14 protein-coding genes are annotated in these 19316 nt (G+C 66.7%); 8 read left to right on the top strand and 6 right to left on the bottom strand.

From position 1 onward, the window contains the following. Window positions 1–22: 22 nt before the first annotated feature. From pimD to ACQR07_RS20545, 5 genes are all read left to right on the top strand, one after another. On the top strand, window positions 23–1165 hold the full coding sequence (pimD, locus tag ACQR07_RS20565) for a pimeloyl-CoA dehydrogenase small subunit (protein ID WP_434903997.1): 1143 nt from the start codon (window positions 23–25) through the stop codon (window positions 1163–1165). 252 nt (window positions 1166–1417) lie between these two features. Next, window positions 1418–2191, top strand: coding sequence for an SDR family NAD(P)-dependent oxidoreductase (locus ACQR07_RS20560; protein ID WP_434903996.1), 774 nt, complete (start codon window positions 1418–1420; stop codon window positions 2189–2191). Between the two features lie 355 nt (window positions 2192–2546). Continuing rightward, window positions 2547–4049: a glycerol kinase GlpK gene (gene glpK, locus ACQR07_RS20555; protein WP_434903995.1), complete on the top strand. Its 1503-nt coding sequence runs from the start codon at window positions 2547–2549 to the stop codon at window positions 4047–4049. A 4-nt stretch (window positions 4050–4053) separates the two neighbouring features. Beyond that, window positions 4054–4647: a GNAT family N-acetyltransferase gene (locus ACQR07_RS20550; protein WP_434903994.1), complete on the top strand. Its 594-nt coding sequence runs from the start codon at window positions 4054–4056 to the stop codon at window positions 4645–4647. A gap of 60 nt (window positions 4648–4707) precedes the next feature. Further along, complete coding sequence (locus ACQR07_RS20545; protein WP_434903993.1) at window positions 4708–5340, top strand: glutathione S-transferase family protein; 633 nt, start codon at window positions 4708–4710, stop codon at window positions 5338–5340. A 243-nt stretch (window positions 5341–5583) separates the two neighbouring features. On the opposite strand, the gene ACQR07_RS20540 is transcribed toward ACQR07_RS20545, so the two are convergent. From ACQR07_RS20540 to ACQR07_RS20530, 3 genes are read right to left on the bottom strand one after another with little or no spacing between them, the layout of a single operon-like run. Then, window positions 5584–6597, bottom strand: coding sequence for an HlyD family secretion protein (locus tag ACQR07_RS20540; protein WP_434903992.1), 1014 nt, complete (start codon window positions 6595–6597; stop codon window positions 5584–5586). After that, complete coding sequence (locus ACQR07_RS20535) at window positions 6594–7313, bottom strand: ABC transporter ATP-binding protein (protein ID WP_434903991.1); 720 nt, start codon at window positions 7311–7313, stop codon at window positions 6594–6596. The genes ACQR07_RS20540 and ACQR07_RS20535 overlap by 4 nt, the downstream gene beginning before the upstream one ends. Further along, entirely contained in the window at window positions 7310–8443 is a 1134-nt protein-coding gene (locus tag ACQR07_RS20530) for an ABC transporter permease (RefSeq protein WP_434903990.1), read from the bottom strand. Before ACQR07_RS20530 ends, ACQR07_RS20535 begins: the two co-directional genes overlap by 4 nt. 590 nt (window positions 8444–9033) lie before the next feature. Here ACQR07_RS20530 and ACQR07_RS20525 point away from each other — a divergent pair. Further along, a complete protein-coding gene (locus tag ACQR07_RS20525; RefSeq protein ID WP_434903989.1) occupies window positions 9034–9684 on the top strand; it encodes a LemA family protein in 651 nt (216 codons plus the stop codon). A gap of 18 nt (window positions 9685–9702) precedes the next feature. Further along, on the top strand, window positions 9703–11427 hold the full coding sequence (locus tag ACQR07_RS20520; RefSeq protein WP_434903988.1) for a M48 family metalloprotease: 1725 nt from the start codon (window positions 9703–9705) through the stop codon (window positions 11425–11427). Between the two features lie 841 nt (window positions 11428–12268). Here the strand turns inward: ACQR07_RS20520 and metH are convergent. Both metH and metF read right to left on the bottom strand, forming a co-directional pair. After that, window positions 12269–16138, bottom strand: coding sequence for a methionine synthase (metH, locus tag ACQR07_RS20515; protein WP_434903987.1), 3870 nt, complete (start codon window positions 16136–16138; stop codon window positions 12269–12271). Further along, the gene (gene metF / locus ACQR07_RS20510; RefSeq protein WP_434903986.1) at window positions 16138–17055 is read right to left on the bottom strand and encodes a methylenetetrahydrofolate reductase [NAD(P)H]; all 918 of its coding nucleotides are present in this window, start codon (window positions 17053–17055) and stop codon (window positions 16138–16140) included. Before metF ends, metH begins: the two co-directional genes overlap by 1 nt. A gap of 370 nt (window positions 17056–17425) precedes the next feature. Here metF and ACQR07_RS20505 point away from each other — a divergent pair, with 370 nt between their 5' ends. Beyond that, complete coding sequence (locus tag ACQR07_RS20505; protein ID WP_434903985.1) at window positions 17426–18445, top strand: LLM class flavin-dependent oxidoreductase; 1020 nt, start codon at window positions 17426–17428, stop codon at window positions 18443–18445. Between the two features lie 2 nt (window positions 18446–18447). Here the strand turns inward: ACQR07_RS20505 and ACQR07_RS20500 are convergent, their stop codons facing one another. Next, window positions 18448–19308, bottom strand: coding sequence for a prephenate dehydratase (locus tag ACQR07_RS20500; protein WP_434903984.1), 861 nt, complete (start codon window positions 19306–19308; stop codon window positions 18448–18450). Between the last annotated feature and the right edge of the window lie 8 nt (window positions 19309–19316).

Below are 19316 nucleotides of genomic sequence, written 5' to 3'. Positions count from 1 at the left end.
CGCGTTCGAGAGAGCAACTCACATGGATTTTGATCTCACCGAGGAGCAGCGCCTCCTCAAGGACAGCATCGACGGCCTGCTGGCGGATGCTTACGACTTCGACAAGCGCAAGCTGTACATGAAGGAGAAGGGCGGCTGGAGTCGCGCGATGTGGTCCAAGCTCGCCGAGCAGGGCCTGCTCGGCCTGCCGTTCTCCGAGGACGATGGCGGCTTCGGCGCCGGCGGCGTCGAGACCATGATCGTGATGGAGGCGATGGGCCGCGCGCTGGTGCTCGAGCCGTATCTCGCGACCGTGGTGCTGTCGGGCGGCTTCCTCCGCCATGGCGGCTCAGCGGCGCAGAAGGAAGCGCACCTGCCCGGGATCATCGACGGCAGCAAGACGTTCGCCTTCGCCCAGCTCGAGAAGCAGTCGCGCTACGACCTGTTCGATGTCGCGACGTCTGCGAAGAAGAAAGGCGACGGCTGGGTCATCGACGGCGAGAAGTTCGTCGTGCTCAACGGCGAGAATGCCGACACGCTGATCGTCACCGCACGCACCTCCGGCGGCCAGCGCGACAAGTCTGGCATCGGCGTGTTCGTCGTGCCGGCTGACGCGAAGGGCGTCACCCGCAAGGGCTATCCGACCCAGGACGGGCTGCATGCGGCTGATATCACCTTCACCGGCGTGGAAGTGGGCGCTGACGCCGTCATCGGCGATGCCGCGAATGGCCTGCCGCTGATCGAGCGCGTCGTCGACGAGGCCCGCATCGCGCTGTGCGCGGAAGCGGTCGGTCTGATGGACGAGTCGCTCTCGACCACGGTCGAGTACATCAAGACGCGCAAGCAGTTCGGCGTCGCGATCGGCTCGTTCCAGTCGCTGCAGCACCGCGCCTCCGACATGTTCGTGGCGCTGGAGCAGGCCCGCTCGATGTCGATGTTCGCCACCATGGCCGCCGAGTTCGACGACGCCAAGGAGCGCGCCACCTCGATCGCCGCGGCCAAGGTGCAGATCGGCAAGTCGGCCAAGTTTGTCGGCCAGCAAGCGATCCAGCTGCACGGCGGCATCGGCATGACCATGGAGGCCAAGATCGGCCACTACTTCAAGCGCCTGACGATGATCGAGAGCACCTTCGGCGACACCGACTACCACATGCGCCGCGTCAGCGAGGCGGGTGGATTGATCTGACCATATCGGTCGTTGCCGGGCTTGACCCGGCAAACCATCGTTCTCCGAAGATGGATGCGCGGGCCTTCGCCGCGCCGAAGGGGCTTCGGCCCCGCAGGCGGGTCAAGCCCGCGCATGACGAGCGTGAAAGCCTACGCCGAGTCGGTTGTTTGAGCCGTCATTGCGAGCGAAGCGAAGCAATCCAGGGCGTCACGCGTTGCCCTGGATTGCTTCGTCGCTTCGCTCCTCGCAATGACGCGGAGGAAGCAGGACATGACCCCCAATCCCTTCAGTCTTACAGGCCAGGTCGCCGTCATCACCGGTTCCAGTCGCGGCATCGGCCGGGCGTCGGCGGAGCTGCTGGCGCAGCTCGGCGCCAAGGTGGTGATCTCCAGCCGCAAGGCCGAGGCCTGCGAGGAGGTCGCGAGCGGCATCCGTGCCAATGGCGGCGACGCCCATGTGATCCCATGCAACATCTCGCGCCGCGCCGAAGTCGACGCGCTGATCGACGGCGCCGTGAAGTACTACGGGCAGGTCGACATCCTCGTCTGCAACGCCGCGGTCAATCCGTATTACGGCCCGCTGCTCGACATATCAGACGAGGCCTTCGACAAGATCATGGCCTCCAACGTCAAGAGCAACCTCTGGCTCTGCGCCAAGGCAATCCCGCCGATGGCCGCGCGCGGCAAAGGCTCCGTCATCATCGTCTCCTCGATTGGCGGCCTGCGTGGCTCCACCGTGATCGGCGCCTACGGCATCTCCAAGGCCGCCGATTTCGCGCTGTGCCGCAGCCTCGCCGGCGAATGGGGCCCGCAAGGCGTGCGCATCAATTGCGTCGCGCCCGGCTTGATCAAGACCGACTTTGCCCGCGCGCTGTGGGAGGACGAAGCCCGCCTCAAGCAGCGCTGCGCCACGACCCCGCTCCGCCGCATCGGCGAGCCGCACGAGATCGCGGGAGCCGTGGCGTACTTGGCGTCGGATGCCTCGACCTTCATGACTGGGCAGACGATCGTTGTGGACGGCGGCGTGACGACAGCGGCGGTGTAGCAGTCTATCCACACGACCGCTGCACCCTCTCCCTCGCGGCAATCGCGTAGCGATTGCCTGGAGTGGGAGAGGGTGGTTTCTCACGAAGTGAGAAACCGGGTGAGGGGTCTCTCTCCGCAAACTCCGAACGTGCATGTGGCACCAACCCCTCACCGGAGTGAGCTCGGAGCATCCGCCGGTGTAGCCCTCTCCCACCCTGGCGAAGCTTTGCTTCGCTTGGGGGAGAGGGCGCAGTCATGCGCAGCGGATTGGACTATCTCTGCGGCCTCCACGTCGCGCGCAACCACCTTGACCTTCCCCTTCCAATCCGCTTGCTTGTCGACCCAACGTCGTCAACCTCCCGGGAAGAAACCCCATGTCCTTCGTGCTGGCCATCGATCAGGGCACCACCTCCTCGCGCGCGATGGTGTTCCGCTCCGACATCTCGATTGCCGCGGTCTCACAGCAGGAATTTCCGCAGCATTTCCCTGCGTCGGGCTGGGTCGAGCACGAGCCGGAGGATATCTGGACGTCGACCGTGATGACCTGCCGCGATGCGCTGGAAAAGGCCGGGCTCGCGGCGAAGGACATCGCCGCCATCGGCATCACCAACCAGCGCGAGACCACCATTGTCTGGGACCGCGCGACCGGGCAGGCGGTCCACCGCGCCATCGTCTGGCAGGACCGCCGCACCGCCGACATCTGCGCCAAGCTCAAGGCCGAGGGCCACGAACCTGCTGTCAGCGCCAGGACCGGCCTGATCATCGATCCCTATTTCTCAGGCACCAAGGTCGCCTGGATTCTCGACCACGTGCCGGGCGCGCGTGAGCGCGCCGAGCGTGGTGAGCTGATGTTCGGTACCGTCGACTGCTATCTGCTGTGGCGGCTCACCGGTGGCAAGGTGCATGCGACCGACGCCACCAATGCCTCGCGCACACTGCTGTTCAACATCCATGGCGGCGTGTGGGACGATGCGCTGCTCGAACTGTTCCGCGTGCCGCGCTCGATGCTGCCGGAGGTGAAGGATTCCTCCGCCGATTTCGGCACCACCACGCCGGACCTGTTCGGCGGCCCGATCAAGATCGCCGGCATCGCCGGCGACCAGCAGGCGGCGACCATCGGCCAGGCCTGCTTCACGCCGGGCATGATGAAGTCGACCTATGGCACCGGCTGCTTCGCGCTGCTCAACACCGGCGCCACGCCGGTGAAGTCGAACAACAAGCTGCTGACGACCATCGCCTATCAGTTGAACGGTGAGCGTACCTACGCGCTGGAAGGCTCGATCTTCGTCGCCGGCTCGGCGGTGCAGTGGCTGCGCGACGGCCTCGGCATCATCAACCATGCCGCCGAGACCGGCCCGCTCGCCGACAAGTCCGACTCGATGCAGTCGGTCTATCTCGTGCCGGCCTTCGTCGGCCTGGGCGCGCCGTATTGGAATCCGCGCGTCCGCGGCGCGCTGTTCGGCCTGACCCGCAACACCGGCCCGGCCGAGCTGGCGCACGCCACGCTCGAAAGCGTTTGCTACCAGACCTACGATCTGTGGGCCGCGATGCGTGCCGACTGGCCGGATGCCTCGGCGGCGACCATTGTGTTGCGCGTCGATGGCGGCATGACCGCGTCGGACTGGACCATGCAGCGCCTCGCCGACCTGCTCGACGCACCGGTCGACCGTCCGATGATCCAGGAAACGACAGCGTTAGGGGCCGCCTATCTCGCCGGCCTCAACGCGGGTGTCTATCCCGAGCCGGAAAAGTTCGCCGACAATTGGCGGCTCGAGCACCGCTTCAAGCCGGCGATGAGCGCCGCCACCCGCCAACGCAAGCTGGCCGGCTGGGCCCGCGCGGTGAAGGGCGTGCTGGCGAGCGACGAGGGCGAGTAGGGCGGTGTCCGTTCCCGACGGCTATTTTGATGTGCCGCCCGGCAAGATTGCCGCGGTGGTCACTTCGCTCGAGATGCTGGCGCCGCCGGTGTTGCCGCCCGATCCAGTTGGCGACTGGAGCCTCAGACGCGTCGCGCGGCCTGATCCCGCCTGGTACCGCGACCTCTACGCGCGCGTCGGGCGGGAGTGGCTCTGGACCCAGCGGCTGCGGATGAGCGAGGCGGAGCTATCGAAGACGATCCGCGCCGACGGTGTCGAGATCAGCACGCTGGAGCACGCCGGCGGCGACGAGGCTCTGCTGGAGCTCGAATTCAGCAAGAAGAACGAGTGCGAGCTGGTGCTGTTCGGCGTCACGTCCAGGCTGATCGGCACCAGCGCTGGACGTTTTCTGATGAACCACGCGCTGCGCCGGGCCTGGGCGCAGCCGCTCACGCGGCTCTGGGTCCACACCTGCAGCTTCGACCACCCGCGCGCGCTCGCTTTCTACCAGCGTTCCGGCTTCCGCCCCTATCGCCGCCAGATCGAGATCGCCCCCGATCCCCGCCTCGACGGCACCCTGCCGCGCGAGGTCGCGGCGCATGTGCCGCTGCTCGCCTGAACTTGGGAGCTGACAACGGCGCTGAACAGCGCTTCAATGCGCCGCACAGGAGAACCAGCCATGTTCCTGATCGGCCAATACGACTCGCCCTTCGTCCGACGCACTGCGATTGCGCTGAAGCTCTACGGCGTGCCGTTCGAGCACAGGCCGTGGTCGACCTTCGGCGATGCCGACAAGATCGCGCCGTATAATCCGCTGCTGCGGGTGCCGGTGCTGGTGCTCGACAACGGCGAGGCGCTGATCGATTCGGCTGCGATTCTCGATCATCTCGACGAGACCATCGGGCCCAAGCGCGCCATGCTGGCGCCGAGCGGATCGCTGCGCCGCCAGCAGCTGCACACCATCGCGCTCGCCACGGGCCTTGGCGACAAGGCCGTCAGCCTGATCTACGAGCGCGTGCTGCGCAAGGACCGGCTGGCGCTGTGGGTCGCGCGCTGCGAGACGCAGATCGCCGGCGTGCTGGCGATGCTGGAGGCCGAGCGCGCGGCGGTCTCGACGGAGTATTGGCACGGCGAGCAGATCGGCCATGCCGACATCGCCGTCGCCTGCATGCTGCGCTTCACCTCGGAGGCGCATCCGAATCTATTCGACGCGACGCGCTATCCGGCGCTGGCCGCCCACGCCGCGCGCTGCGAGGCGCTGCCGCCGTTCCAGGACATCGTGCAGCCACTGGCTCCGCCGAGCGGGGATTAGTCGCTTAGTCCAAACACCCGGCGGTGCGGCTTGCTCGCTGCCCACCCTCCCCTGGAGGGGGAGTGTCGCCTCTCATGAGCGCAGCGAATGGGAGGCGGGGTGGGGTGATCTCTCCACATCCGCCGTCGCCCGTGGCTTCACCCCACCCCGCTCGCCCGCTCTGCGTGCGAGCGACCCTCCCCCTCCAGGGTCCCTCCAGGGGAGGGTGGGCAGCGGTGGGCTTGGCCAAAGTTATAGTAGCCCTCACGGCTTGAAATACACATCCACCTTCATGCCCACCGCGAACGGGCCGGGCTCGGCGAGATCGACCAGCACCTCGACCACGTCGACGTCGGTCATGTTGCGCTGGCTGAGTGCGGCGGCGCGGCTGCTTTCGACCAGCGGGGCGATGCTCGCGACCTTGCCGGCGACGTCGCGGCCGCGGAAGGCGTCGGAGCGGACGACGGCCTGCTGGCCCGCCTTGATCTTGTCGAGGTCGCGCTGGTCGAGCTCGGCGCGCACGCGCAGCGACGACATGTCGCCGAGCAGCACCAGCGGCTGCGCGGCCTGCGGCGAGGCGATCTCGCCCGCCCGCGCGTTGACCTGCAACACGGTGCCGTCGAGCGGTGCGCGAATGGTGAGCTTCTCCAGCGTCGCGCGCGCTGCCTGCAGGTCGCTGCGGGCGACGTTGAGCTGGCCCTCGACGCTGATCGGCAGCGGCGCGTCGACGGTGACCTTGCGTAGCTCGTCGATCTGCTGCTCAAGCTTGGCCCGCGCGTTGGTCAGCTGCGTGCGCGCAGCGTCGACATCGCTGTCGCGTCCGGCGCGCCGCTCGGCGACCGCCTTGTCGAGCGCTGCGCGCGCATCGAACACCGCCGCCTGCGCATCGGCCACACCATCCTCGGCGCGGCGCCGCGGGCCGGCGCCCGACGGCGTCGATTCCTTGTTGCGCACGCGCTTGCGCATCGCCGCCTGCGCCTCGGCGCTGGCGAGCTGCGCGCGGGCCTCGGCATCGACGAGCCGTACCAACGCTTGACCGGCGAACACCGTGTCCCCGGGCTTGACCAGCACCTCCTGGATCGGACCGACCACGGGCGCGCCGAGCTTGATCAGGCCGGACGCCGGCTCGACACGGCCGGGCGCCACCGCGAGCCAGCGCTCCTCCTGGGCGTTGGCGGCGCGCGCCGCCGGCGTCACGCACGCGGGCGCGACCGCAAGAGCGGCCGACGCCGCCAGCATCAGCGCGTAGGCATGGGTTGCGATCCGCGGTCTCGTCATGCGTTCGATACTTTCTTCATGGAGTCGCCGCCGTTCTCCTCGCGGACGATGCGGCCGTCCTCGATGTGAACGACGCGATTGGCATAGGGGAGGATGCGCGGATCATGCGTCACCACCAGCACCGCGCGCGATGGATCCTTCGCGATATCAGCGAGCAGCGTCATGATCGCCTGGCCGTTGGCGGTGTCGAGTGCGCCGGTCGGCTCATCGGCGAGGATCACCTGTGTTTGGCCTACGATGGCGCGCGCGATCGCGACGCGCTGCTGCTCGCCGCCGGAGAGCTCGCGCGGCAACGATTTGCGCTTGTGGCCGAGGCCAACGGTGGCCAGCACCTCGCGCGAGGCCAGCTTCGCCGCGCGGGCGCGCTCGCCGCGGACATCGAGCGCCAGCCGCACATTGTCCTCGGCGTTGAGCGTCGGAAAAAGATGATAGGACTGGAAGATGAAGCCGATGCGCTCGCGCCGGAGCTTTGCCAGCGCCTCCGCATCGAGCCCGGCGACGGCATGACCGCCGACCTTCACCGTGCCGGCATCCGGCGTCATCAGGCAGCCGAGGATCGACAGTAGCGTGGTCTTGCCGCTGCCGGACGGACCCATCAGCAGCACCAGCTCGCCGCCCTTCAACGACAGGCTCACGCCCTTCAGCGCCTGCACCCGGCCGGCGCCCTGGCCGAGGTGATGCACGAGATCGGTGGCCTCGAGCACGATGTCGCTCATCGCGAGAACACCATGGCCGGATCGATGCGCATCACCTTGACGATCGCCGCGATTGCCGAGCCGACGCACATCGTGACCGTCAGGGCGAACAGCGCCACCGTGAGCGCCGGCGTCATGATGACGGGCAGCGCCGACTCCGCTGTCGCCGCCGCCACGATCTTGCCGATGCCGGCAGCGCCCGCAAAGCCGACGATGGCGCTGAGCAGCGCCTGCCAGATGATCACCGTGTAGATGTAGCGGCTGGACGAGCCGATCGCGCGCAGGGTGGCGAACTCATTGAGATGGTCCTTCGTGCTGGAATACAGCGTCTGCGCCACGATCACGGTGCCGACGATCACCCCTAGCAGCGCGCCGGCGAACAGCGCCGCGCCCGCGCCGGTGCCGAACAGCCAGAACGAGCGGCTGCGGTTGCGGAACTCGGCTGATGTCAGCACCTCGACATTGCCCAGGCTGTCGCGCAATGACTGCTGCACTTTCCAGATGTCGGCATCAGGCGCGAGCCGCACCAGCAGATACGAGGCCTTGCTCGGCGTCGTTCCGGTATAGCTGCGCGCGCGCTCGACATCGGTGAACACGTAAGGCGTCGTCGTGAACGAGCGGATGCCCTTGCTCACCGCCATCACCTGCACCTTGCGGTCGCGCAGCTCGGCTGTCTGCTCGACGCCTGATATGCCCAGCCGCTCGAAATAGGTCTGGTCGATCGCGACTGCGCCGGGCACCGAGAGGTCGTCGAGCCCGCCCTCCACCACGTTCCAGGGATGCAGGCCCAGCCCGCGCAGCTCGGAGCCGACCACGAACACCGGCGTCGTCGTGCCCTGCGGCAGCCGCCATTGCGCATAGCCGATCACCAGCGGCGTGGCCTCGGCGACGCCGGGAACCGCCAGCGCCCGGAACCGCTGCCGCTCGTCGAGCAGCGACGGATCCTCGAAACATTTGGTGCCGACCGGCATGATCCACAGCTGCGCCGGCGAATGGTCGATCATGGTCGTGACCATGCGGCGGAAGCCGACATAGAGGCCCATCTGCACGGTCACCAGCACGATCGAGAAGATGATGCCGATGACGGTCGCGATGAAGCGCAGCCTGTCATGGAACAGGTTTCTCGAGGCCAGCCTGAACTGCAACGACATGAACCAAAAACCACCCGTCGCCCCGAGTCTATTTCAGCCGGTTACGCGGGTGATGTCCACGCCGGATCGCATGACGGCGACTGTGGCGGTTTGTCATTCGGGATGGTCGTGGCGCTGAAGACACGGGGGAGGGGCGGCGGCTAGACTAAGATCCACGAGCGAGCTGACGAGGGTGCCTCACAACCGGTGTCGTCCCTGCGAATGCAGGCGTTCGCGGGGACGACGGCTGTGGGTGCGGAGGCAGCGCGGGCTGACGTGGGAGCCGTCAGCCGTTCGTCAAACGCGGTGTCGTCCCGGCGAACGCCGGGACCCATAACCACAGGGAGTGGTTGTTGCGCTCGATATCAGCCACCCCGGACGACGGACAGATCACGCGGTATGGGTCCCGGCGTTCGCCGGGACGACGGCGCTGGGTGGCGTGAGCGCACGGGTTACGTCGCGCTGATTGGCTTTCCTGCGCCAGCCGGATGCTCCGTGGCGTGCAATCTTAGACACGCTCGGCCATTCGTTACAACTTGAGCCATCCGCGGTGCAGAATCTTAGAGGGCCGAATGTAGAGGTTGTCGAAAACCGCATTTGGGGCCCCCCGCATGTCGTCATTTTCAGTCGATAACTTTCTCCAAGCCATCGATTTCTCCGGGCGCATGACCCGCGCCGCCAATGTCGCGCTGGACTTTTGGTGGGCTTGGCTGCTCGCTGGCGCCGTGCTCTGGTTCTTGCTGAAGATCCGCGCGCAGCACGCGTTGCTGGGCCAGCTCGACGAGCGGGCGGACGCGGCGTTCGGCGACGTCGACGCGCTGCTGATCGAGCGGCACGCGCTGATCGGAAATCTGGTCGAGGTGGTCCGCGCCTTCGCGACGAGGGAGCACGAGGTGATCCGCGACGTGCTGGAGGCCCGCGTCGATGCGCTGGAGGCGCTCAGCGGGGGCGGCGGCTCGGTGATCCAGGCCGACACGCAGATCGCGACCGTCCTGCAGAACCTGTTCTCGGTCAGCGAAAGCTATCCGGCGCTCGCCAGCGCCGCGCACTACAGCACGCTGCGCGGCGATCTGATCCGGGTCGAGGAGCGCATCACGGCGGCACGCAAATTCTACAATCTGTCGGTGGAGGAGCTGAACTCGGTCCGCCGTGCGTTCCCCAGCAACGTGATCGCCTGGCTTTGCGGGAGCACCGCGCGCGAGAAGTTCACGCTCGGCGAGCGCCGCTCCGAATTCGCCGGCCCGGTCAAGATCAGCCTGTAATTCCCTGGGAGCGACGCCATGGCCGTTCACGGCTACGTCACGCATGCCGCGTACAACAGGCGTTGCACGGCATGGCTGGTGCTGGCCTATGTCGTGTCGTTCGAGGTGATCGGCACCTTTGCGCTGACGATCTATCTGCTCGTCGCCGACCACGAGCACACCATCCTGTCGAACCCGGTCGGCTATGCCGTCCGCTATGCGCTGCCGATCGCCCTCGCCACCGGGATCATGTTCTGGTGGATGTATCGCGGCCATGCCAAGGCCGTGACCAAGGCGCTCGGCATCCGGCTCGTGTCGCGTCAGGACGAGCCGCGCTTCGTCGCCATCGCCGAGGAGCAATGCACCGCCCTCGGTGTCCGTCTGCCGCGCTTCGGCGTGATTGATGCAAGCGAGCCCAACGCCGTCACCGTGGGCGAGGGCCCGAAGGCGGGCCTGATCGCGGTGACGCGCGGCCTGCTCGACCAGCTCGACGATGACGAGCTCGCCGCAGTGCTCGCCCACGAGGCGTCGCATATCCGGCATGGCGACACGAGGCTGCTCGCCGCCAATCATGCGCTGATGCGGACCGCCGTCATCCTGCAGATGAACAATCCGCTACGGTTCGAGCACTGGCGCCAGATCCTGGTCGCCGTGCTGATGCCGCCGATGCTGCCATTGCTGTTCGCCAGCAGCGTCGCGACCGCCGTCTCGATGCGACTCGCGCGCGCGGCGCGGCGCAGCGTGAAGCTCGGACGGGACCATGTCGCCGACGGCGAGGCGATCAGGATCACGCACTATCCGGAAGCGCTGATCAGCGCGATCAGCAAGATTGGCGGCCGCGGCATGTTCCACGGCAGCGCGCGCGTCGAGGGCCTGCTGTTCGATGGGCCGGCCGATCATGCCGGTGGCAGCCATCCCAGCGTCGCGGAGCGGTTGGACGCCATTGCCGCGCTCGGTCGCGAACTGATGAACCCGGCACGGCAGCGGCGCGACAGCCGCGTGCCGTCGGCGCCCCAGTTCGGACGCCGGCCGCGATCGGCCATGTCGCTCTATCCGCTCGACGCGTCGGGCCGGCCGTTGGAGAAGCCGGCGCGGCCCGAGACCAACGTCCTGATGCTGTATCTGTTCGACCGCGAGACGTTTCGCGCCTGGCACGACGCCTGCGTCGCCTGGGAAGAGCGGAAGCTCGACGAGCGTCGCAGCATCATCGGCGTGGCGCCCCTCGTGTTCGTCATGCTGGTCCTGGGCAATTTCGGCGCGCTGTATTTTTATTGGCCGAAGGACGGCAACCTGTCCACGCTGGTCAACCTGTACAGTCCGGCCAGCCTGGTCGAAATGGCGCGCGTCACGCAGTCCGGCCCGTTCTGCATCGGCTCGTCCTATCCGGATGGGAAATGCCCGGCCAAGCCGGAGAAGGCGTCGGATGCAACGGTGGTGAGCCAACCTGCGGGCCTCAGCGGCACCTTCAGCAGCCGGCCGACGAACGGCGCGCCCGATCAGCCGCCGGCTGCGCCTGCTCACAAGCAGTCCTGGTCCGTGTCGATCGCCAGCTGGCTGTTCGTCGTGATCGCCATCTGCGTGACGAATCCCAGTCTCATCCCCCGGGTCGTCAGGTGGGTGGCGGCCCATGTGCGGCTCATCTCGCGCTCCATCGACGCGGCGTCTGCCAAGTCGCGTGCCAAGCCGGCTGACCCGGCGAGCGTGGCGTGGCGATTGGATGATCCCGGTCCCGCGGCCAGGGAGTTCGGACGGCGCAGGCTCTGAGCGCCTCCTCGGCATGGCCATGGTCGACGGGCAAATCGGGGACGTCACGCTGCGCCGGCAGTTCGCCTAACCAGCCCGCGGGCGGCATCCGGCACGACGATTGGCGCCTGCTCCAAAATCGGAATTCGCCAGTCGCATCAGGCTGATTTGCCCTGTCCAGTCGGTCCCGCAAAAATATTTCGCTTTCGATTTTTCGGAAAACATGCAACACCCCTCCATCCCGTGTCCCCTGGAGGGGCGGAATCGCGATCGTCACGAACGTTGGACGCGGGGAGCGATGGCCGTCATCTGCCGCAGTGTGTCTCACACCGACGAACGGCAGGTTGCGGACGCCGAAATCGTGTGGTCCTGGCATCCCGACGCTGATGCCAAGCCGGCGGCGATGATCCGCTGGCGACGGGGGCAAGACAGCCGGTCCCCGGGGAGAGCTCGTATAAGGCGTAAGCCCATCGCGCAGGGAAGGCCGGGATGTCTCCAGCCGAACCTGTGGTTCCTGCCCCGTGCTTTTCTTTCGCACGGGGGCCATGGGGGCGGCGAGCTCCCGGCCTTCCCTGCGCCCTCCTGCTGAATTCGAGGGCGGACCTGCCGGATCAACTCGGGCGCAATGCGTAGCGAGGATGAGGCGGCGTGTCTGCTGTCTGCTGGGTCGTTTTGGTCTGCTGCAACCGTATGCCGATGGCAGTGCCTCATAACAGGTGTCGTCCCGGCGAACGCCGGGACCCATAACCCCAGGGAGGTGTTGTTGCGCTCGATCTCCGCCACCGCGCGCTACGGATGCATCACGCGGTATGGGTCCCGGCGTTCGCCGGGACGACGGCTGTGGAGGCGGTGAATGCCCCGGCTACTTCGCGCCGACGGCCTTCTTGCGCCAAGCGAGGTGCACCGCGCAGGCGCAGCCGGGCGGGTGGCTGGCGAGTTCGGCGGGAGTGGCGTCGTTGGCAGGGGCGGGAGCCGGCGATGCGGCCGTGCGCGGCGTCTCCGTCTGCTGTCCACTCCTCGCCGGGATGTAGTTCAGGATCGGCGCCAGCCAGCGCTCGACCTCGGCCACCGTCATGCCCTTGCGGGCAGCGTAGTCCTCGACCTGGTCGCGCTCGATCTTGCCGACGCCGAAATAGAAGCTTTCCGGCAAGGCGAAGTAGAGGCCCGAGACCGAAGAGCCCGGCCACATCGCAAAACTCTCGGTGAGACGCACGCCGGCGTTCTTCTCGGCATCGAGCAGCTCGAACAGCGTGGCCTTCTCGGTGTGATCGGGCTGCGCCGGATAGCCCGGGGCCGGGCGGATGCCCTGGTACTTCTCCAGGATCAGATCATCCGCGGACAGCGCTTCGTCCGGCGCATAGGCCCAGAACTCGCGGCGCACGCGGGCGTGCAGGCGCTCGGCGAACGCTTCGGCGAGGCGGTCGGCCAGCGCCTTGACCAGGATCGAGGAGTAGTCGTCATTGGCGTTCTTGAAACGGTCGGCGACCGCGTCCTCGCCGATCCCGGTCGTGACGACGAAGCCGCCGACATAGTCCGGCACGCCGGCGCCCACAGGCGCGACGAAGTCGGACAGCGCGGTGTTGAATCGGCCCTCGCGCTTCTCGAGCTGCTGGCGCAGCGTGTGCAGCGTCGCAATCTCCTTGCTGCGGCCGTCATCGGCATAGAGCACGATGTCATCGCCCTTGGCATTGGCCGGCCAGAAGCCGATCGTGGCCCGCGCGGTGAACCACTTCTCGGAGACGATACGGTCGAGCATCTTCAGCGCGTCGTCATACAGCGCGCGCGCGGCCTCGCCGACCTTGGCGTCGTCGAGGATCGCCGGGAAGCGCCCCGCCAGCTCCCAAGTCTGGAAGAACGGCGTCCAGTCGATATAGGGCACGAGCTCGGCGAGATCGTAGTCGACGAAGGTCCTGGTGCCGAGGAAGGTCGGCTTCACCGGCTTCGCCTTGCTGAAGTCGATCTTCGGCGCGTTGGCGCGGGCATCAGCAAGCTTGAGCCGCTTCTTGTCGGCCTGACCGCGCAGATGCGCGGCGGCGATCTTCTGGTACTCGGTCCGGACCTCGGCGGCGTAAGCGTCCTTGCGCTCGGCCGACAGCAGCGAGGAGGCGACGCCGACGGCGCGGCTCGCGTCGTTGACATGCACGACCGGGCCGCCCTGGTAGTTCGGATCGATCTTGACGGCGGTGTGGACGCGGCTCGTCGTCGCGCCGCCGATCAAGAGCGGCACGTTGAGGCCCTGGCGCTCCATCTCGGAGGCGAGATACGCCATCTCGTCGAGCGAGGGCGTGATCAGGCCGGAGAGGCCGATGATGTCGGCATTCTCGGCCTTGGCCGTCTCGATGATCTTCGCGGCGGGCACCATGACGCCGAGGTCGATGACCTCGAAATTGTTGCACTGGAGCACGATGCCGACGATGTTCTTGCCGATGTCATGGACGTCGCCCTTGACGGTGGCGAGCACGATCTTGCCGGCGTTGGAGCGTTCGTTGGCGCGGCCCTTGTTGGCAGCCTTCTCCGCCTCCATGAACGGCATCAGATAGGCCACCGCCTGCTTCATCACGCGCGCCGACTTCACGACCTGCGGCAGGAACATCTTGCCGTCGCCGAAGAGGTCGCCGACCACGTTCATGCCGGCCATCAGCGGGCCTTCGATGACGTCGAGCGGCCGCGTCGAGGCCGCGCGTGCCTCCTCCGTATCCGCCTCGATGAATTCGGTGATGCCGTGCACGAGCGCGTGGCTGAGCCGCTTGCCGACCGGCCATTCGCGCCAGGCGAGATCGGCCTCCTTGGTCTGCTTGCCCTGGCCACGGAATTTCTCGGCCAGTGCCAGCAGCCGCTCGGACGCACCGGGGTCGCGGTTGAGGACGACGTCCTCGCAGACCTGGCGCAATTCGGGATCGATGTCGTCATAGACGATCATCTGGCCGGCATTGACGATACCCATGTCCATGCCCGCCTTGATGGCGTGATACAGGAACACCGAGTGCATGGCTTCGCGCACCGGCTCATTGCCGCGGAACGAGAACGACAGATTGGAGACGCCGCCGGAGATGTGGGCGTGCGGCAGGTTCTGGCGGATCCAGCGGGTCGCCTCGATGAAGTCGACGCCGTAGTTGTTGTGCTCCTCGAGGCCGGTGGCAATCGCGAAGATGTTCGGATCGAAGATGATGTCTTCCGGCGGAAAGCCGATCTGCTCGACCAGAATCTTGTAGGCGCGAGCGCAGATCTCGGTCTTGCGCTGGTAGGTGTCGGCCTGGCCGGTCTCGTCGAACGCCATCACGACAACCGCGGCGCCGTGTCGGCGCGCGATCTTCGCTTCATGGATGAATTTCTCCTCGCCTTCCTTCAGCGAGATCGAGTTCACGACAGGCTTGCCCTGCACGCATTTCAAGCCGGCCTCGATGACGTGGAACTTCGAGGAGTCGACCATGACCGGAACGCGGGCGATGTCCGGCTCGGCGGCGACGAGGTTGAGGAAGGTCCGCATCGCGGCTTCCGAGTCCAGCAGGCCCTCGTCCATGTTGACGTCGATGACTTGGGCGCCGTTCTCGACCTGGTCGCGTGCGACTTGAAGTGCCGCTGTATAATCGCCCGCGGTGATCAGCTTGCGGAATTTGGCCGAGCCGGTGACATTGGTGCGCTCGCCGACATTGACGAAGGGAATGGCGGGCGTCAGCTCGAACGGCTCCAGACCCGACAGCCGCAGCCGCGGCGCGATCTCGGGCACGGCGCGCGGCTTGTGCGGCGCGACCGCGGCGGCGATCGCCGCGATATGATCCGGCGTGGTGCCGCAACAGCCGCCGACGATGTTGACGAGACCGGAAGCGGCGAACTCGCCGATCAGTCGCGCCATGTAGGCCGGCGTCTCGTCATACTGGCCGAATTCGTTGGGCAGGCCGGCATTGGGATAGGCGCAGACCAGCGTGTCGGCGACGCGGCCGATATCGGCGACATGGGCGCGCAGATCCTCGGCGCCGAGCGCGCAGTTGAAGCCGATCGTCAGCGGGTGAGCGTGACGCACCGAGTTCCAGAATGCTTCCGGCATTTGCCCCGACAGCAGCCGGCCCGACTTGTCGGTGATCGTGCCGGAGATCATCACGGGCACGTCGATGCCGCGCTCTTCGCACAGCTCGGCGATCGCATACAGCGCCGCCTTGGCGTTGAGCGTGTCGAAGATCGTCTCGACCAGCAGAATGTCGGCGCCGCCGTCCAGGAGGCCACGCGCCTGCTCGCCATAGGCGATGCGCAGATCGTCGAACGTCACGGCGCGGTAGCCGGGATTGGAGACGTCGGGCGAGATCGAGGCGGTGCGGTTGGTCGGGCCCATGGCACCGGCGACGAAGCGCGGTCTGCCGTCTTCCGAGGCGACACGGATCGCAGCATTGCGCGCCAGACGCGCGCCCTCGCGGTTGAGCTCGTAGATGATGTCGGAGAGATCGTAGTCGGCCTGCGCGATCGAGGTCGCCGAGAACGTGTTGGTGGCGACGATGTCGGCGCCGGCGCGCAGATACTGCGCGTGGATGTCCTCGATCGCCTCGGGCTGCGTCAGGATCAGCAGATCATTGTTGCCGCGGAGGTCGCGGTGGAAATCCTTGAAGCGCGCGCTGCGGAAGGCCGCCTCGTCGAACTGCAGCGCCTGGATCATCGTGCCCATGGCGCCGTCGAGAATCAGGATGCGCTTGGCAGCGGCGGCGAGGAAGGCGGTACGCACTTGTGATACAGGAGCGGACATCAGGCGGCGACCTTGTTGACGGACTTCGGCCGGATGCCGAGCAGATGGCTGATCGCAAACACGAGGTCGGCGCGGTTCATGGTGTAGAAATGGAAGGTGTCGACGCCATGCTTGGCGAGCTTGTGCACCTGCCCGGCGGCGACGGTCGCCGCGACCAGCTTGCGGGTCTCGGGATCGTCATCAAGGCCGTCGAACTTCTCGGCCAGCCAATCCGGCACCGAGGTGCCATTGCGGGTCACGAAGCCGCGCGCCTGCTTGAAATTATGCATCGGCATGATTCCGGGCACGATCGGAATGTCGATGCCGCGGGCGCGGACGCGGTCGAGATAGCGGAAGTAGACGTCGTTGTCGAAGAACACCTGGGTGATGGCGCGGGTGGCGCCGGCATCGACCTTGGCCTTGAGCATGTCGATGTCGGCGTCGAAGTCGCGGCTCTCCGGGTGCTTCTCCGGGTAGGCCGAGACCGTGACCTCGATGTCGGGATGTCGCTTCTTGATCCCCGCGACGAGGTCGGGCGAGCTCTGATAGCCCTCGGCATGGGCCTGATAAGGCGTGCCGATGCCACCGGGCGGATCGCCGCGCAAGGCGACGATGTGTCGGACGCCGACCTCGTGATAGCGGTCGACGACGTCGTCGATCTCGCCGCGGGACGCGCCAACGCAGGTCAGATGCGCGGCCGGCAGCAGCGCGGTCTCCTTCAGGATGCGCGCGATGGTCGCGTGGGTGCGCTCGCGGGTCGAGCCGCCGGCGCCGTAGGTCACCGAGACGAAGCTCGGCTCCAGCGGGGCGAGGCGCTCGATCGAGGTCCACAGCGTCCGGTCCATCTCCTCGGACTTCGGTGGGAAGAACTCGAACGAGATCTTCGGCCGGATGAGCGCGGAGGAGCCGTCGGCAATGGCGGTGGCGAGGTCGGTCATGGCAGCGCAGGTTCCCGATGGGACGTAAATTTCAACTCAAGAGGGGATCAGCCTCAGAGTGCGCCAAGATAGGGGAAGTGCGTCGCAAGCGACAGCCCACCAATCATGGGATTTTGCCCACTTACGGTAGATTTATTGAATTTTCTGATGGTGATATTGATTTCTTGTGGGCAGATAAAATTGAGCAATATCAGTGTTATATGGTGCGCGACGAGTGAGTCTCATCAAATTTCGTGGTGGGACGCAGGGCTTTGTGGATTGTATACAAATAGTATGTCCCAATCGATGATCGGCCGATCCCTGCATTTCCGGCAGGTCACCGCCCCGCACGGCCCATTGTGGCCGGCCTTGCAGACATTAGGTTGAGGCCATGATCCCGATTTCCGTTCTCGACCTCTCGGTCACCACCACTGCGACGCCTCCGTCGGCGGCGCTGCGCAACAGCATCGACCTGGCCCGCCATGTCGATCAGCTCGGCTATGTCCGCTACTGGCTCGCCGAGCATCATAGCCTGCCTTCGGTGGCGAGCCCGTCGCCGGACATCATGATCGGGCAGATCGCAGCCGCCACGCAGCACATCCGCGTCGGCTCCGGCGGCGTGATGCTGCCCAACCATGCGCCGCTGGTGGTCGCCGAGCGCTTCAAAATGCTGGAGGCGCTGTTCCCCGGCCGCATCGATCTCGGCCTCGGGCGCGCCCCCGGCACCGACGGCACCACGGCCTATGCGTTGAGGAGCCGGCTCGATCGCCGCGAGGGTGACGATTTCCTGGAGCGGCTGCACGAGCTGACCTTGTGGGAGACGCGCGAGTTTCCCGCCGGCCATCCCTACAACAACGTCATCGCGATGCCTGATGACGCGCCGCTGCCACCGATCTGGCTGCTCGGCTCCAGCGACTATTCCAGCGAGCTCTCGGCGCAGCTCGGCATGGGCTTTGGCTTCGCGCATCACTTCGCCAGTCACGACGCGATCGATGCGATGCTCACCTATCGCGCGCATTTCACCGCGTCGCGCTGGCGGTCGCAGCCGCATGCGATCCTGGCAGTGGCCGTGGTGATGGCGGAGACCGATGCCGAAGCCGAGCGGCTGGCCTCGTCGATGGATCTCAACCGCCTCAGCCGCGACCGCGGCCAGTTCCTGCCGCTGCCGAGCCCGGAGGAGGCCGCGGCCTATCCATATACGGACTCCGACCGCGCCTCGATCGCCCGCAACCGCTCGCGGCTGTTCGTCGGCTCGCCGGCCACGGTGCGCGCCAAGCTCGATCCGATGATCAAGGCGAGCCAGGCGGACGAACTGATGGTGATCACCGCGATCTTCGATCACGACGCCCGCAAGCGCTCCTACATCCTGCTCGCCGACGCCTTCGGCCTGGCGCGGCAGGCGGCGGCGTGAGCCTACTCCCGCGTCTCGCTGAACGTCGCCCGGAACGGATGCGCCGGATAGACGCCGACGATGCGCAGCTCGCGCGAGAAGAATTTCAGCTCCTCCAGCGCGAAGGCCAGTCCCTTGTCCTCGGGATGGCCGTCGACGTCGGCATAGAACTGCGTGGCGAAGAAATTGCCGTCGACCATGTAGCTCTCGAGCTTGGTCATGTTGACGCCGTTGGTCGCGAAGCCGCCGAGCGCCTTGTACAGCGCTGCGGGGAGGTTGCGGACGCGGAACACGAAGCTCGTCACCAGCGGGCCGGAGTTCTGCTCGGCCCACTTTTCCTCGCGCGCCAGCACGACGAAACGGGTGGTGTTGTGGGCCTCGTCCTCGATGTCCTCGGCGAGAATCTCCAGGCCGTAGATCTCGGCGGCCAAGCGCGAGGCGATCGCCGCCACGCTCTTGTCGCCACGCTGGGACACGTCCCGCGCGCTGCCGGCGGTGTCGCCGGCCACGATCGGCCGGACACCGAGCTGGCGGATGATGCGGCGGCATTGGCCGAGCGCGTGGACGTGGCTTTCGACGGTCTTGATGTCGGCGAGTTTGGTTCCCTTCAGCGCCATCAGCTGATGGCGGATCGGCAGGAACCATTCGCCGATGATGTAGAGCCCGGAGCCCGGCAGCAGATGGTGGATGTCGGCGACGCGGCCGGCGACCGAGTTCTCGATCGGGATCATGCCGAGATCGGCCTCGCCGGAGGAGATCGCGCTGAGCGCATCCTCGAAGGTCGGGCAGGGCATGGCCTCGGCGGCCGGATAGGCCTCAGAAATGGCGATGTGGGAATTGGCTCCCGGCTCGCCCTGGAATGCGATTTTCAAGATCTTGCTCATGTGGGGCC

It is taken from the genome of Bradyrhizobium sp. HKCCYLS20291 (genome assembly GCF_051167715.1).
Classification (GTDB): domain Bacteria; phylum Pseudomonadota; class Alphaproteobacteria; order Rhizobiales; family Xanthobacteraceae; genus Bradyrhizobium.
This window is presented reverse-complemented; position numbering and strand designations above follow the sequence as displayed.